This window comes from Arthrobacter sp. SLBN-83 (assembly GCF_006715285.1).
GTDB lineage: Bacteria > Actinomycetota > Actinomycetes > Actinomycetales > Micrococcaceae > Arthrobacter.
The window spans coordinates 3,172,812-3,189,306 of the sequence record NZ_VFMX01000001.1; the positions used below are offsets into that span (position 1 = coordinate 3,172,812).

12 protein-coding genes are annotated in these 16,495 nt (G+C 60.3%); 6 read left to right on the forward strand and 6 right to left on the reverse strand.

Going from position 1 to position 16,495, the window contains the following annotated elements; genetic code table 11:
• Positions 1-137: 137 nt before the first annotated feature.
• From FBY30_RS20835 to FBY30_RS14825, 6 genes are all read right to left on the reverse strand, one after another.
• Positions 138-875, reverse strand: coding sequence for a hypothetical protein (locus FBY30_RS20835; RefSeq protein WP_056387831.1), 738 nt, complete (start codon positions 873-875; stop codon positions 138-140).
• A 242-nt stretch (positions 876-1,117) separates the two neighbouring features.
• A complete protein-coding gene (locus FBY30_RS14805; RefSeq protein WP_056387828.1) occupies positions 1,118-2,389 on the reverse strand; it encodes a M20 metallopeptidase family protein in 1,272 nt (423 codons plus the stop codon).
• 154 nt (positions 2,390-2,543) lie between these two features.
• Complete coding sequence (locus FBY30_RS14810) at positions 2,544-4,040, reverse strand: aldehyde dehydrogenase family protein (protein WP_056387826.1); 1,497 nt, start codon at positions 4,038-4,040, stop codon at positions 2,544-2,546.
• A gap of 205 nt (positions 4,041-4,245) precedes the next feature.
• Positions 4,246-5,361: a Zn-dependent alcohol dehydrogenase gene (locus FBY30_RS14815; RefSeq protein ID WP_235009452.1), complete on the reverse strand. Its 1,116-nt coding sequence runs from the start codon at positions 5,359-5,361 to the stop codon at positions 4,246-4,248.
• 153 nt (positions 5,362-5,514) lie between these two features.
• Positions 5,515-6,897: an aminotransferase class III-fold pyridoxal phosphate-dependent enzyme gene (locus tag FBY30_RS14820; RefSeq protein WP_181423267.1), complete on the reverse strand. Its 1,383-nt coding sequence runs from the start codon at positions 6,895-6,897 to the stop codon at positions 5,515-5,517.
• A 187-nt stretch (positions 6,898-7,084) separates the two neighbouring features.
• Positions 7,085-8,692, reverse strand: coding sequence for an APC family permease (locus tag FBY30_RS14825; protein ID WP_235009453.1), 1,608 nt, complete (start codon positions 8,690-8,692; stop codon positions 7,085-7,087).
• 301 nt (positions 8,693-8,993) lie between these two features.
• Here FBY30_RS14825 and FBY30_RS14830 point away from each other — a divergent pair, with 301 nt between their 5' ends.
• The 6 genes from FBY30_RS14830 to FBY30_RS14855 all read left to right on the forward strand — a co-directional run bounded on the left by FBY30_RS14830 (position 8,994) and on the right by FBY30_RS14855 (position 16,490).
• Positions 8,994-10,361, forward strand: coding sequence for an aldehyde dehydrogenase family protein (locus tag FBY30_RS14830; protein WP_110504005.1), 1,368 nt, complete (start codon positions 8,994-8,996; stop codon positions 10,359-10,361).
• Positions 10,358-12,064 carry a diflavin oxidoreductase gene (locus FBY30_RS14835; RefSeq protein WP_056387815.1) on the forward strand — a complete coding sequence of 569 codons (1,707 nt, stop codon included), beginning with the start codon at positions 10,358-10,360 and terminating at the stop codon, positions 12,062-12,064. Before FBY30_RS14830 ends, FBY30_RS14835 begins: the two co-directional genes overlap by 4 nt.
• Positions 12,065-12,278: 214 nt before the next feature.
• Positions 12,279-13,724, forward strand: coding sequence for a glutamine synthetase family protein (locus tag FBY30_RS14840; RefSeq protein ID WP_235009454.1), 1,446 nt, complete (start codon positions 12,279-12,281; stop codon positions 13,722-13,724).
• 60 nt (positions 13,725-13,784) lie between these two features.
• Positions 13,785-14,558, forward strand: coding sequence for an SDR family NAD(P)-dependent oxidoreductase (locus FBY30_RS14845; RefSeq protein ID WP_056387811.1), 774 nt, complete (start codon positions 13,785-13,787; stop codon positions 14,556-14,558).
• A gap of 1 nt (position 14,559) precedes the next feature.
• Entirely contained in the window at positions 14,560-15,300 is a 741-nt protein-coding gene (locus FBY30_RS14850) for a gamma-glutamyl-gamma-aminobutyrate hydrolase family protein (protein WP_056387806.1), read from the forward strand.
• Positions 15,297-16,490: a cytochrome P450 gene (locus tag FBY30_RS14855; RefSeq protein WP_056387803.1), complete on the forward strand. Its 1,194-nt coding sequence runs from the start codon at positions 15,297-15,299 to the stop codon at positions 16,488-16,490. Before FBY30_RS14850 ends, FBY30_RS14855 begins: the two co-directional genes overlap by 4 nt.
• Positions 16,491-16,495: the final 5 nt, after the last annotated feature.

The following is a 16,495-nucleotide window of genomic DNA, read 5'->3' on the forward strand; positions in this document are numbered from 1 at the left end:
TCGGGTAGACAGAGCCCTTTCCGAGCTCCTGCCCGTCATGCACGAAAGCTGGGATGACGACTCAGCGACATCGCCGTGCTCTTCGGACTCGCAGAGGAGCCAGAAGATGGGGTAGTGAAACTACCCGACTGCGATTCCTAATCCTCAGCGTCAGGATCGTCACCCGATGCCAGCTTCTGCCGCAGGTAGTCGATATAGTCCGTACGGAGCACGTGCCGGGCTCGCGGGCGCTTCCCGCCGTTGATGTCCCGGACGTACTGCGCCAGCCGCTCCGGATTCTTGCCGGCCCACCCGTGAGCAAGGGCCCAGCCCTGCATGGCGTCGGCGTCCATCGGGATTCTGGCGTCGCGCAGCGCCAGGAGTACGCCGACGACCTGATCCTTCTCAAAGCCGGCCGATATCGTGTTGTTGTGGTTCACCGTAAGCGTCAGGCTTCTCAGAGCCTCCATAATGATCGGGTCGAGTTCGGCGGAGGGAGTCTTCCAGTCTGAGCCGTCGCCAAGAATGTCCGGTTTCATCGCCGTGACCCACGAGCGGATTCGGTCGGCGTTCCAGGTGATGACGCAGATGGCGCGGATCCCGTGGCCGTAGCGCACCAGCTTCCCGATGTCGTCCATGTCCGGCCAAGCCATCAGCACCGGACCGGTACCTTGTGGCGTACCGCCACCACGACCGGTGATATGCGACACATTGCTGTGTCGCTGCACGAGGCGCTCCAAAGCGTCGCAGTTGCTGAGGTTCGACTGTAGTGCCGTCCAGACAGAGAGCGTGTCATCCGTCTGCATGTGTTCGACGCACCAGTCGATCGCCGCGCTGACGCCCTCGTCGTCGTAGCTCGCTACGGCTGTTGGGTAGTCGGTGTCTCGGTCAAACATGTGTCCCCCTAATTGTGTCGTCGGGCTTAACGCTAACCAGGAGGTCCGACAAGAACAGCGGTGCTGCCCACCACTAGGTGTCAGATTGAGATCTCAGAATTCAGCCGCTGGGTGTCAAGGAAGAGCACTTTGAGCCCATCTTGACGCATTTTTTGCGGATCGTCTGACGTCCGGTTGGGTTGTACGCCAATCTGATAGTGGTTGAACTGCCATCCATTCGGGGCTTCGAGACCGGTACTGCGCTACCCCAGGACCTCCAACTCCTGGAGCTTTCCAAGCGCCACGCCCGCCATAAATTGTGTCTGGTCGACGAGGATACTGTCGTCAAACACTGCCCTGGGCGAGTGCATGGGAGCCCACTCCATGGGGTCGATATCTGGAGACCCAGCTCCGAGGTGCCCGTACGCTCCTGGGACCTCCACGAGGACACGGGAGAAATCGTCAGAGCCGGTCCTGGGGGACGGGCTGGGCACGAACCGGTGCTCTCCGAAGAACGTCCGTGCGGTCCTGCCCCAGAGTTCGGCGTCACTGTCGTGATTGACGGTGGCCGGCATAACCGGAGTGAACGTTGCCTCGGCTGTCAGCTGATGAGCGGTCGCCAGTTGCCGGATAAGATCCGGCAACTCCTGTGCGAGCCGCGCTTCGACACCGGGGCTGAAAGACCTGACGCTGGCCCTGAATTCCGCCGAATCAGGTATGACATTAGAGGCGGAACCGCCATGGAATTGGCCCACGGACAGTACCACGGGATCAAAAACGTTGAATCGCCGGGTGATGTACGTTTGTAGCGCGCCAAGCATTTCAGCAGCTACCTGTATGGGATCCAGAGCTTGGAAGGGGCGCGAACCGTGCCCACCACGCCCGATAACCTTGACGGACAGATCTCCGAAGGCTGCCATGTAGGAGCCGGCCCGGGTCGTGAACACGCCTGACGGGATGTCCGAAACGACATGCAGGGCGTAGGCAGCATCCGGCCGCCTCCCGGCTGCGTTAAGAACGCCTTCCTCCAGCATGATGCGGGCCCCGTCATGTCCTTCCTCCCCCGGTTGGAACATGAAGATGATGTCGCCGGTCAGGCTGTCACGTACGGACGAGAGCAGGCGGGCGGCACCAATCAGGCCCGCTGTATGCAGGTCATGGCCGCAGGCATGCATCGCTCCATTGGTCGAGGCAAAGGATATCCCCGTCTTTTCAGCCAGAGGAAGGGCGTCCATGTCGCCTCTGAGTAGTACAGTGGGGCGGCTCCCGACGGGGGCCTGGGTGGCCCCGCCACGTAGTACCGCTACCACGGACGAGGCTGCTTTTCCCAGGCTTATTTCGAGATCGAGTCCCTTGAGTGCCTCAAGGACCCGGGCTTGGCTGCGGGGCAGATACAGGCCGACTTCAGGATCGGCGTGCATTTCCCTACGGAAATCGACCAGGTCGGTTTCAAAGGCCGGGATCGCCGCTGCGGCGCCCTCAAGGAAGCTCAGCGTTGAAAGCCGCACCGTATCTGTCGTTGAAGTATCTGTCATTGAAGGACTTTCTCGTCTCATGTTGCCAAGGCCTTGGCCTGCTGCTTTCCCGAGAGGACGCGGAGCCCCCGTCTGAGCCACGCGTCACGTTCCCGGAATCTTTGTCCCAGGCCCAGTGCAGCCTCGCCTACGCTTTTGGGGTCGGATATGGCCCCTAGAGCGGGAAATCCGTCCTGTCCACGCCAACCACGCGGTCGCCGGTGAAGAAGCGTACGCCGTACTGGGGACCGTGGCCTCCGATACCGCTGGTACCCCAGAAACTCTGGCGCGAATTGCCGGCCAGGTCGCTCATGAACGTGCCGTTGATGCGGACCTCCCCGGCACGGATACGGGATGCAACGTCGATGGCCCGTGTTTCGTCGCCACCGAATACGTAGGCATCAAGACCGGTTGCCGGTCCGTTTGCATGGCTAAGCGCCTCTTCAACGGAATGCACGGAATGTACCGTGACCAGCGGCCCGAAGAGTTCTTCCGTGGCGGCTCCGGCGGGACATCCGACAATCATCCCCGGTGCCAGGAACCAGCCGTCTAGATCCGGTAGGTCGCCGCCAGTGACCAGCGTTCCCCCCAGTTCGAGGAGTCGATTCACTGCGGCTTTCAAACCATCACGCTGCCGCTCAAACGCCAGGGGACCCACTTGCGTTGTCTCATCCAAGGCATTTCCTACCCGAAGCTTACTGAGTTCGAACTTCATAGCTTCAACGAAACGGTCGTGAATCGACCCGTCAACCAGTACCTTGCCGGGCGCCTCGCACCACTGGCCATTGAGACGGGTCATGCCCTGCACAATGGACTGTGCCGCTGAGCTGACATCGGCATCATCCAGAATGATCACGGGATTGTTGGATCCGAGCTCCATCTGCATGACAGCGAGATTGGACGCTGCAGCCTGCGCGACTGTGCGGCCTGCCGAATCGCCGCCGGTAAACGAAAGAGCCTCGATGCGGGGATCCGAAGTCAGCAGTGATCCTGTCTCCGAATTCCCATGAACCAGTTGAAACGCGGCGCTCGGGTAATCGAGTTCGGTCATGGCGGCGACGATCGATTCGGCGAAGAGCTGGCAACCTCCGGGGGCGTTCTCGGAGGGTTTGAGGATGACCGGGCAGCCAGCCGCCATTGCTGCCGCCACCTTGCCTACCACGGTGAAGGTTGGAGCATTCCAGGGGCCAACGATGAGGGCCGGGCCGAGGGGCTTGCGCAGGATGACCACAGACCGGTCACCGCCGTCCAGGGTCTCCGACTCGCCAAGCTGCTCCGCTTCAGCGATAGTACCCCGGACTCTGTCCCCGAGTGCACCGGCAATCAGGCGAGTGGTCCGGATAGGGACTCCCGTGTTGATGCTGTCCTGCAGCGCGATTTCTTCGCTCTGAGCATCGAGAGATGCGGCTACCTTCGTCAGGAGCTTAAGACGGTCCCGGAGTTTGATGTCTTCAAGCGTCCCGGACTCGTGCAGTGTCGCCGCTGCGGCGAGTGCGCACTCGACGTCAGCCTTTCCGGTCTTTCGCATCGGCTGCCGAGGTTCGCCCGTATTTGGGTTGGTAAGGTAGCGGCCGTTTTCGTCGAGCTGCAGCCATGCGCCATCGACAAAGGAGCGTTGCTCGACAAGGTCGGGGGTGATAGCGGTCAGTTGTGTTAGTCCTTCAGCAGTCATTCAAGGTGCTCCTCTGGTTTTCGTTGTTGTCTTTGTCGTCCGGGACCAGCGACGGCAGGGGCTGAGCCTTGACGTTGACCGTTTATGTTCGGGAGGATTTGCAGCGCCATGTTGCGCAGCTTTCGTTCCGACGCTGGCCGTGGCGGAAAATCAGATCATGATCGGCGTAATAGTCAGCTGTTGAATGGTCTTCAGGTTGCCCGGATCACGATTGCCTGTCGGTCATGTTCAGCACAACTCGGATCGTCGAGGCTTCTGCCATCGCTTCGAATCCCTCGTTGATACGTTCGAAGGGCAGTTCCTTGGTGACCATTGCATCGAGATCCAGTCGGTTGTTCAGGTAGTGGTCCGTGAACATGTCGACGTCGCTGAGGAACCTGTTCGCGCCCATGTAGGCGCCTTGCAGGTGTCGGTCGCCGTAGACGAGTGCATCTGCGGGGATACGCAGTTCGGACCCTGTGGGCATGAGACCGAGGATGGTGGCGGTTCCGTTCGGGCTCAGGAGCGAAAAGGCGAGTTCCGCTGTCTGGCTGCGGCCCACGGCCTCGATTGCATGGCTGACACCTTGGGGAAGTAGTGATCGGACCTGGATGAGTGTTTCTGTCGGGTCGGGTGATGAGACAACAGTGTCCGTGGCACCGAAGTTGCGGGCGAGCTCCAGCTTCGCCGGCACGGCGTCAATGGCAATGATTCGTCGTGCCCCAGCCAACCTGGCACCTTGAATGGCTGCTATGCCGACACCGCCGCAACCGATTACGGCAACAGTATCCTCTGGCCCTACCTTTGCGCCGTGAATAACCGCGCCTACTCCTGTACTAATGCAGCAACCGAGAAGACACGCCACCTGGGGAGGCAGATACGAGCCGACCACTGCAACGGATGCCTCCTTCACAAGGAAGGCTTCTGCAAATGCGCCGATACCGCCGAGCGACTCAACGCTTGATCCATCAGGTGCGAGCAGCCTGGGTCGATGCCGCTCACGCATCGAGTCGACCCGTTCGCACTGGGTCGGGCGTCCGCTTATGCAGTTGCGGCATGCCCCACAGGAGGGGGTGACCGTTGCCACGACCCGGTCACCGGTCTTAATTCTTGTGACCGCAGAACCGACGCGCTCGACAATGCCTGCGACTTCATGCCCGAGGACTACCGGCAGGGAGATATCCAGCGACCCCTTTATATAGTGCAGATCGCTGTGGCAAAGGCCCACTCGCTCAGTCCGGATGAGAACCTCATTGTCCTCCGGATCGTCAAGCAGCAGTTCGCGGATCTGAAGAGGGGCTCCGGGCTTTTCCAGCACGGCGGCAAGAATCGGTGTAGTCACTTGGCTTCCTTGATGGTTGAGGTGCTGGCAGATGGGTCGCTTCGACCATCTTCAGCCCTGGTCGAGTTTCAAAAGTGTGTGGAGGGAACAGCCTTTACGACCACTATGTGCAACCTGACCTCCGGCTCCACTGTGGAACGGCCGGGATGAGAGTCAGCTTCCGGTTCCAACTCGGGATCCATGCCGGTCGTCACCCACGGTTGCCCAGCGCTTAACGTGGCGTTCCATGGCGCGGAGGGCTTTCTCCAGCTTCGCCAGCAGTACGCGTGTCTCCTCTTCGGTGATCACCAAGGGCGGGGACAGGATCACGGCGTTGTTCAGCGGGGCGATACCGGCCGGATAGACAATGAGCCCTTGGGCCAGGCATTCCTGCACGAATGCGTTGGCCGCTCCCAGCGCAGGATCGGGTGCCTGCTTGCTTTCCTGGTCCATAACGAACTCGAAGCCCCAGAGCAGGCCCCGCCCACGGACATCTGCCATGCAGCGGTACCTTGTTGCCAGGGAGAGCAGACCCTCCTCGAGCTGCTTCCCCCGTTGCCGGACGTTCGCGAGGATATCCTCGCGTTCCATAAAGTCCAGGACCGCCAGGCAGGTTGCTGCCCCCAGGGGGTTCCCCGAGAAGGTGTGGCCGAACGGCGCGACGCCGCTGCCCTCTCTGAACGACTCAACGATGTGGCTCCGCAGCAAGACGGCAGCAACAGGGGAGTAACCGGCACTCATTCCTTTGCCGATAAGAAGAAGGTCCGGCACGACGTCCTCGTAGGAACTCGCGAACCAGTCGCCCGTGCGCCCCATTCCGGTAATGACCTCATCGATGATCATCAGCACGTCCAGCCGATCACAGATTTCCCGAAGCCGGGCGAAGTAGCCCGCTGGAGGTGTGAGGACTCCGCCGGCGGCTCCTACGATTGGTTCGACGATGACTGCCGCGACTGTGCCGGGGTCCTCCTTCTGAATGGCATCTTCGAAGGCTTTCGCAGCCCGCGCAGCGTACGCTTCCTCGCTCTCGCCTGGCAGGGCGAAGCGGTATGCGTAGGCCGGCGGGGCGAAGGAGAACGCATGCAGCAAGGATCCGTAGTCGGGGCGACGTGCTGCATGCCCGGACATCGACAGGGCGCCCATTGTCATGCCGTGATAGCTGATGGTCCTGCCAAGGATTTTGACTTTGCCTGGGAGCCCCCTTTCGCGCCAGTAGCTCACTGCGGTGCGGATGGCGTATTCGGATGCTTCTGACCCGCTATTGACGAAAAAAGCCATATCGAGGTCCCCGGGAGCAATGTCGGTGAGCCGGCGGGCAAGTTCTTCAGCGGGCAGGTTGGTGAACTGGGTTCTATACGTAAAAGCCACGCGGCGGCACTGTTCTTTCACCGCCTCAGCAATCTCCTCCACACCGTGGCCAATGCTGGCGGTCATGGCGCCGCTTGAACCATCCAGATACTGGCGCCCTTCCGTGTCATACAGGAAGACGCCTTCGCCGTAGGCAACTGTCGGGTACTTCCTGTCGATGATTTGCTTTAACAGTGCGCTGTCGGAAATGGGAAGCTCCTAAATATCGGCAGCTGCTCTAGCAGCTCACTAAATGCAGTGACGGGTAGAGAAATCTCTGGAAGATCCTTTTGTCCATGGGCGCGAGTGTCCGGCCGCGCTTTGCGCGACCGGACACCGTTACGATCGCCCCAAGAAGACCTGTGCGACGGAAGCTACGGAGATAGATCTTCTTTTCTTAGCTCGCTGTAGATCTTTCCTCGCTGCTGGAACTTGCCGGAATCAGTGCGGCATACGTCGCCGGCCGCTTGGATCGCATAACCAGCGCGGTAGTCACGCCTCCCAGGAAGAGTGCGGCCATGAGCGCCAACAGTATTCCCGCCGCCAAGTCGCCGCCGACGAGAAGCCCGAAGTTCTGAAGGACCAGAAAGACAATTCCCCCGAGTCCGAGAAGGGCAAGCGCGGGGGCCAGCAACGTGCCCCAGACCTTCTTGTTGTGTGCATTCCTCCGGAAGAACACGATCACCGCGAGTGACGTGAGAGCCATCAGAACAACGATGCCCAATGTGGCCGAGCCTGAGAACCAGGTGTAGGCCTGCGTTACCGGGTCGAGCCCGATGATCGCCTCGACACCAAGCAGTGCTATCGCAACTACCGAGACGATCAAGGCTGCCCTGGACGGAGCGTGGTGACGTGGGTGGATTGCACCAAGTCCAGACGGAAGAACACCTTGAGTACCAAGGGTAAAGAGGTACCGGGTCAGTACGTTCTGGAAGGTGAGGATACAGGCGAAAAGGCTGGTGATGAGGAAAACCTGGAGCAGGGTGGCAAGGAGCGGGGACACGTACTGTCCCGCGAGCCCTACCACAATGCTGGTGGGATCATTCGTCGCGGCTTCGACGATCTGGCTGCTTCCGACTCCCGCCTGCAAGGCCCAGGCAGTGAAAGTGTAGAAAATGCCGACGCCGATAACGGCGATGTAGGTTGCCCGAGGGATAGTGCGATCGGGGTCACGTGCTTCGTTCCGGAAGACGGCGGTGGCCTCAAAACCGATGAACGAGAAGAAGGCAAACATGACGCCCAGAGGCGGGACACCTTCGCCCAAACGCGCGGGGGACAGCGAGTCACCACTCAAACCTTCCGCGCCGCCGTGGACAATCACCCCGATGTTTACTGCCAGCAGAACGACTGTTTCGATGACCAGGACCACGCCCAGCACCTTGGCGGAGAGCTCGACGTCCCGGTAAGCAAGAGCACCGCAGGTTGCCATCAGCACCAGACTGCACAGCCACCAGGGAAGATCCGGACCGCCCAGATCGTGAACCGTGGTCTGGGCCGCTGATCCCAGGTATGAACACAACGCAAGAAACAGCAGCAAGTATGTTCCGAGCGCAAAAGTGGCAGCCCCCATGCCAACACCCCGGCCCAGCCCCGTTTGGATGTAGGAATAGAACGCTCCAGCATTTTTTACAAAGGGCGTCATCCTCGTAAAGCCAACGGCAAACAGAAACAGAATAGCGGTCGCGATAAGGAAGAACAGCGGACCGCCCGTGCTTCCCGATGCAGAAACGACAACAGGCCAACCAGCCACGACAGCTGTCATGGGCGCAGCTCCCGCCACAACCATGAACACGATCGACCGGACTCCAAGGCCCCTGCTGAGCAATCGGTCCGGGCTCAATATGCTGTTCGGTCCCGCATCCACCGGCTCAAATTTAACATCTTTAATTGCCATTCGTCCCTCCTGGACGTAGAAGCTGAGTGTCATCGCGATGCCTTCGACAAGGCGGAATTGAACGGCATCGCGGAACCCACAAGTGGGGCCGGCCCCCTTGCCGAACGTCACTGTGAATTGGATTACAGCGTAGGAGTTACCCCAGGGTTTGCGGTGTTGAGCCTGCACATACATCCGTCCTGCGCATGGTCTTGATGCACAGCTACCGGCTGGCAAAAGAATGGACGCGGTCCGATGACCGAAGAGTTTCTGGAATGTGCACCACGCACATACAGCTAGTTATCGTGGTGCTCCCAGCACTCGCTGGCCGCAGTTTCCTCAGGCATTGTCGGAACTAACGGAGCTTCCCAGACTCCACACGGGACTAGGAAATTTTCGACAAAACCCACTTCTCCTGAAGGAGCACCCGATTATGAGCAGCGTTATTTCGGTCTACAACCCCGCTACAGAAGAACAGATAGGCGAGGTGCCCGCCTACGACCTGCCGGACGTGAATGCAGCGGTCGAACGCGCACGGGCCGCCCAGCGCGCCTGGGTCCGCAAGCCACTGGCTGAACGCCGTGATGCCCTCTGGGCTATTGCCGATGCTGTCATCGCTCACAGCGACGAACTGGCCTTACTCGAATCCACCGACGTTGGTAAGCCATTGGCGGCGGCCCGACAGGAAGTTCTTGGTGTCGCCGAGTGCTTCAAGTACTACGCCGGAACGGTGGACAAGATCCTCGGAGACACCATTCCCGTCGACGGCGGCGTCAGCATGACTTTCCGCGAGCCGCTGGGCGTGGTGGCCGTAATTGCCCCCTGGAACTTCCCTCTGCCTATCGCATCCTGGAGTATCGCGCCGGCACTGGCCAGCGGCAATTCCGTGATTGTGAAACCCGCCGCCCTTACCCCCCTGTCAACTGTCCGATTTGGTGAAATCGTGAAGGAACTGGGCGTCGTCGGAGACGCGCTTCAGGTTCTCACAGGTTCGGGCGCCCGGATCGGCAATGCCCTCGCTGAACACCCGGATGTTAACAAAGTAAGTTTTACTGGTTCCACCGAGGTCGGCCGGTCCATCGTCCAAGCGGCTTCAACGACGATGAAAAGAGTCTCTCTTGAGCTCGGCGGGAAGTCCGCCAGTATTGTCTACAACGACGTCGACCTCGCCAAGTGTCTGCGGGCAGCCCCGATGTCGGTCTTCGACAACACGGGCCAGGACTGCTGTGCACGCAGCCGCTTTCTCGTGCAGCGGGGAATCTTCGACGAGTTCGTTGAGGGATTCATCGAAACTACGCGGGCACTGAAAATCGGTAACCCGCTGGACGACAAGACCAACCTCGGACCTCTGGTATCGGCTGCCCACCGCGACACCGTTTCCAGCTTCCTCGAAAACGGGCTCAACGTCGTCACCGCCGGTGAAGCACCGGATGGCCCCGGCTTCTGGATGGCACCCAGAATCGTCATCGCCCCCGACCCCAAGAGCCGGGTGGCAACCGAGGAAATTTTCGGCCCCATCGCCTCGGTGATTCCCTTCGACACCGAAGAGGAAGCCATCGCGCTGTCCAACAGCTCAATCTACGGCCTGAGCGGCTCCATCTGGACCAACGACGTCGGCCAGGCCCTGCGGACGGCGCGGGCACTCGAGTCCGGGACTCTCTCGGTCAACTCAAACTCATCAATTCGAATCCAGACACCTTATGGCGGCTTCAAACAGTCAGGCATCGGCCGCGGACTGGGCCAAGCTGCCATCGAGGCATACACAGAACTCAAGACCGTATTTGTAAGGACAGAACCGTGACAACTGACACAGGGGAGCTGGTTCGGACCAACCAAGGCACCTCATCCGGAGTATCCAGTGAGACAGACACCGCCGTGCAGACCCTCAGCGTCCTCTACGGCAGCCAGACCGGGAACGCTGAGTTCCTTGCGTCCAAGATCGTGGACAAGGCAAACGGCCAGGGTTACTCAGCCGAGCTTATGAGCCTGGACATGCTGACCCCGCAAGATGCGGCACGCAAGGACCGCCTGTTGATCGTTACCGCCACACACGACAACGGCCACATGCCGGACAACGCGCAACCGTTTTGGGATCAGCTTCAAAGCGCCGGCTCAGACCTCTTCAGGGACGTTCCCTTCGCAGTCCTTGCCATTGGCGACTCCATGTACGAAGACTTCTGCAAAGCCGGCATCGACCTTGACGAGCGCCTTGGCGAACTCGGCGGCAAGAGAATCCTCGACCGCCTCGACTGCGATGTCGACTATGACCTGACGTCAGGCAAGTGGATCAAGGGCATGCTCGAGACCTTCACGACAGTTGTTCCCAAGAAGCGGGACAACAGCCCGCAAGACTCCACTGTTCCAGGAGCAAACCCCGCCGAGCAGCCCAAAAGCACACGCCGGGAACCTGACACTGCCACCGTCGTCGAGGCCCGCCTCCTAAGCGCTCCAGAGTCCGAAAAAGAGGTCTGGCACTATGAGCTTGAGGTCAGCGGCGACAGCCGCAACTACCGGCCAGGTGACTCACTTGCCGTAATCCCCACCAACTCCATCGAGCTCGTGGAAAACCTCCTCGAATTCCTTGGCCTCGAGGGCAGCGAGGCGTTCGGTGAGGACGGCAAGACTGTACGCGAGACGCTTCAAAACGACTATGAGCTTCGGCTGCCCCACCTGGGCATCGTTGCCTGGCTCGTTGAAGATCTCGCACCGGATCATCCCGTGCGGAACCTGGTCGAGTCCGGTGACCGGAACGCGCTGGAGAACTGGCTGTGGGGACGGGACATGCTGGACGTGCTGCAGGAAACCCGGACAACAGATGTCGACCCCGGCGAGTTCCTCTCAAAGCTGAGGCCTCTGCAGCACCGGTCGTACTCCATCGCCTCCAGTCCCCTCGCCGACGGCAACCGCGTCCACTTGACGGTCTCCTCTGTGCGATACGAGACCGCCGGGCGCCGGCACTCGGGGGCGTGCAGCGCTTTCCTCCAGTCCGCCGCACGCACCAAAAAAGCTATGAAAGTGTTCCCGCTGCCCGCGCACGAGTTCCACCTGCCCAAGGACAGCTCAGCTGATGTGATCATGATCGGTCCAGGTGTCGGAGTTGCCCCGTTCCGCGGATTCCTCCGTGACCGTGAAGTCTCACAAGCCCGGGGCCGGAACTGGCTGTTCTTCGGGGACCGCCATGAAAGGCCTTCCTGGCTCTATCAGGCGGAAATGGAAGAACTGCAGAGCAACGGTGTGCTGGACCGCCTCAGCCTGGCTTTCTCCCGGGATCAACAGGGCAAGGTCTACGTCCAGGACCGGATCCGCGAAGAAGGTGAAGACATCTTTGCCTGGCTATCGGACGGAGCTTCCGTCTATGTGTGCGGTGGGAAACAGATAGCACCTGATATCGACGAAGCCCTATTGGCGGTGCTGGGCAGCCACGGCGCAATGACCCGCGAAAAGGCGTACGACTACGTGCAGTCCATGAAGACTGAGGGCCGTTACGTCAAGGACGTCTACTAGGCCCCATCTGAACCCTGCCCAGTACCAGGGCTTTCGTGTCCCGGATACTCGGCAGGACTCGAAAAAAGTCTTGGCCTACGTACGGCTCTGGATGTGATCTGCCTTACCGCATGCATGTAGCCGGCAATCATGATGTGCAGCTTGCACATACGCCAATAGGATCCCGCTCTTAGTGTTTTTAGTAAGCAATATCAATGAGGATAAGAGGTACACAGTGAATCCCATCACACAGGTCCCGGAGGATCTCCAAGAACTCGAGGCAATCGACATGCAGGATCAATCCGCAGCGGCGTCAGCGCATGACGAACTGCAAAAGTTCGTCTCCGACAACGACATCAAAACGTTCAAAGTGGGCGTGGTGGACCTCGACGGTGTTTGGCGCGGCAAGCGCATCCCTGCCAGGTACTTCCTGGAAAGTGTCGCTGAGAGCGGAACGAATATCTGCAACATCATCTTCGGCTGGGACATTCAGGACGAAATCATTTCTGATCTCAGCTACACGGGGTGGGACACGGGTTACCCTGACGTGACGCTCCTCCCCGATCTCAGTACCCTGAAGGTCGTTCCCGGGGAACCCGGCGTGGCTTCCGTCATCTGCGACGCTTACGAGATGTCGGGCGAGCCTGCGGCAATCTGTCCCCGGAGCATTCTCAAGCGGGTCGTGCAGAAAGCCGAAGACCTTGGATACTCGCCAGTCTGCGCCTACGAGTTCGAGTTCTACCTGCTCAAAGGCACTCCGACGGACCTGGCCGCCAAGGACTGGCGCGACCTGACCCCCATCACGGCGGGCAGCCATACCTACAGCCTTGTCAGGGACACAGGCACCGAGTTCCTCATCGGTGAGATCCGACGCCGCCTGTCTGAGCAGGGCATTTTCATCGAGGCCAGCAACAGTGAAAACGGTCCAGGCCAGTTCGAGATGAACATCCACTATTCGGATGCTCTCGCAGCCGCGGACAACGCCCTCCGGCTTAAAGCCACCGTCAAGGAGGCTGCAGCTGAAGCCGGCTACACGGCATCGTTCATGGCCAAGATCAACCCGGAGTGGGCCGGTTCTTCCGGACACATGCACCAGAGCCTTTGGGATCCGGAATCTGGCAAGTCAGCTTTCGCCAATGCCGACGAGCCCGGCGAACTGAGCGCCATCGGGTACAACTACCTGGCGGGCGTCGTCGAGACGGCGCCGGAGCTCACGGCCGTCTACCTGCCCACCATCAACTCTTACAAGCGGACCGAAGGTGGTCAGTGGGCCGGATCCAGCGCCACCTGGGGGCTCGACAACCGTACGGTCGCAATCAGGTCCATTCCGTCAAAGGGCAGTGCTGCACGCATCGAAAACCGGGTACCGGGCGCTGACGCCAATCCCTACCTGGTCATCGCCGCAAGCATCGCCGCCGGCCTGCACGGCGTGGAGCAGGAACTGACTGCCCCGGAGCGGGTGGTAGGAAACGCTTACGCCCTGGAGGAAGGACACCAGGTAAAGCAGCTGCCCGGAACACTCGACCAGGCCATCGAACAGTTCGAGAAAAGCGAGGTCGCCAAGGCGTACTTCGGCGAAACGTTCGTTACCCACTACGTCCAGACGAGGCGCTGGGAGCTCCGCAAGCTTCAGACCAGTGTCACCGACTTCGAAATCGCACGTTACCTGGAACGAATCTAGCGCCCAACACCGCGCTAAGAGCTCCATTTCCATTTTTCAATACTCAGAAAGAAGCACCCAATGACTACTCACCCCGGAAAGATCGCTGCAGTCACCGGAGCCGCGTCCGGAAACGGCCTTGCCATCGCAGAAAAGCTGCTCAAGGAGGGCGCCACCGTCGTAGCCCTGGACCGTGACGAGGCCGCGCTCGAGCGTCTGATTGCCCAGCACCCGGAAATGGTGCCTGTTGTTATGGACGTCGCCGACGAAGCCTCGGTCCGCAGCGGCATGGCCGAGATCGACGCAAAATTCGGCCGGCTCGACACCCTCGTCAACAACGCAGGCATCGTCAAGGGCAGCAACTTCGACGACGTGAGCGTAGCGGAATGGGACCAGGTCTTCGCCGTGAACTCCACCGGACCGTTCCTGGTCAGCCAGGCCGCACGGCCGCTGCTGGAGAAGGGCGCTGCCGCCCGGGGCGACGATTCAACCAGTGCCATCGTCAACATCACCTCTGTCGAGGCCCACATCGTCATCGCCAGCAGCGGACACCCCCAGGTCCACTACAACGCATCCAAGGGTGCACTCCTTATGTTCACGAAGGCTTTGGCCATCGAAACCGCAGCTTCCAAAATCCGCGTCAACGCTGTCGCCCCCGGCTTCATCGAGACCCCATTCACCAAGTCCGTGCTGGAAAACCAGGAGGCCGTGAAGTTCCTCCTCGACCGTACGCCGCTCGGACGAATCGGACGGCCCTCTGACGTTGCCAACGCCGTCGCGTTCCTGGCCAGCGACGAGGCCAGCTGGGTGACCGGTACCACCATCCACGTCGACGGTGGTTGGCTGGTTTACTGACATGCGGGCGCCCCTTATTGCCATTTCCGCGGCCCGGCAAACCGTCGATACCGCCTTCGGCCCGATGCCTTCAACGGTCCAGAACATGGCCTACGCCAACGGCGTTCTTGCCGCGGGCGGCCGTCCCGCCATTCTTCCGTCCACGGCAACAATCCCGGATGCGGCTCTTGAAGGATTTGACGGGCTCCTCCTCACCGGCGGCGGCGACATCAGCCCCCGGCTGTACGGCGAGGACCCGATCGACACGGTCTATGACGTCTGCGACATCAGGGACGACTTCGAAATAGAACTTTACAACGAGGCCATGCTTCGCGGCCTGCCCATCCTGGCCACTTGCCGGGGGATGCAGCTTGTCAACGTCATCCGCGGCGGAAACCTCGTCCAGGAAGTGAGCCCGGACAGGGGGCACTGGCAGGACCACCCCTCACACGAACCATGGCACAAGGTACAGCTGGAGCCCGGTTCCGAACTTGCCCGGATCGCCAAAGGCCTGAGCATTCCCGTGAACAGCTACCACCATCAGGGCTTGGGAAAGCTCGGAACAGGTCTTCGTGTCGTGGGACGGGAAGGCGACGTCATCGAAGCAATTGAAGCCGATGATGCCCGCCTCATCGGAGTCCAATGGCATCCCGAGCACATGGTCGACTATCACGAAGCCCAGAAGGCCCTCTTCGTTGATCTCGTGGAGAAGGCCGCAGCGTACGCACAGTCACAGAAACCACTTCAGGAGCAATTCTCATGAGCACAGAAACTGAGCGGGGACTCAGCCACAACAAGTCAGACTTTGACTTCCACGGACGGTCGCTCGACAACATTTTCGACGAATACCAGGACATACTGGCCAACGGCCCTGTTGGACACAGCAACAAGTATGGAGGCTTTTGGTACATCACCAAAAGCGAGGATATCTTCAACGCCGAGCAGGACCCCGACACCTTCGCTGTCGGTCCCTCAATGCTCCTCCCGGCGTTCGGCACTGACGTCCCCCTGATTCCGATCGACATCGATCCGCCGACCCACGCTGACTTCCGCAAAATCCTGCTACCGATGTTCACACCCATGAACATCTCAAAGCTGACACCCGGCATGCGGGAGACCGCTAAGCAGCTGTGCCAGGAAGTCCTTGCAGCCGGCGACGTCGTTGATGTTTCGGCGAAGCTTGCCCGCCCGATGCCGACCATTATCTTCAGCCGCCTGGCCGGATATCCGGAACAGGACTGGCCAATCTTCGACCGGTGGATTGACGAGATCATCTATGAGCGGACCGCTCATCCGGAAAAGGCATACGCGGCCGGACGCGAGCTCAACGACTACTTCGACCGTCTTCTCGACGAACGGGAAAAGGCCGGACCGGAAGCAGAAGCCGGCAATGACCTGATCACCCAGCTTCTGAAAGCGGAAGTGAAAGGCCGGAAGCTCACGCGTGAAGAGCTGCTGTCGTACTGCTACCTGCTCTTCTTGGCCGGGCTGGACACGACCGCCTGGGCGATCCGTTCCGCCCTTTGGTACCTGGCCGGCAACCCGCAGGCCCAGCAGCAGTTGCGTGAAAACCCCGACCTGATCCCCACAGCTGCAGAAGAATTCCTGCGGACGCTTTCCCCGGTCCAGGCCATGGCCCGCACCGCGAAGAAGGACACAGTCGTCCGGGGCCAGGAGATCAAGGCCGGTGAACGCGTCGTGCTCGTCTTCGGCGCGGGCAACCGTGACCCAGAGGTCTACGAAGAACCCAATGACATCAAGATTGACCGCGAAGACAACCGCCACCTGGCCTTCGGCGGAGGGATCCACCGGTGCCTTGGCTCGAACCTTGGCCGCGCCGAAATGGTTATCGCCATGGAGGAATTCCTGAAGGCTGTCCCTCACTTCGAACGGGCGAATGACGACGAACCGTGGCACGGCGTCGGCCCGCTTACCCTCAAGATTGGAGCTTGATCACC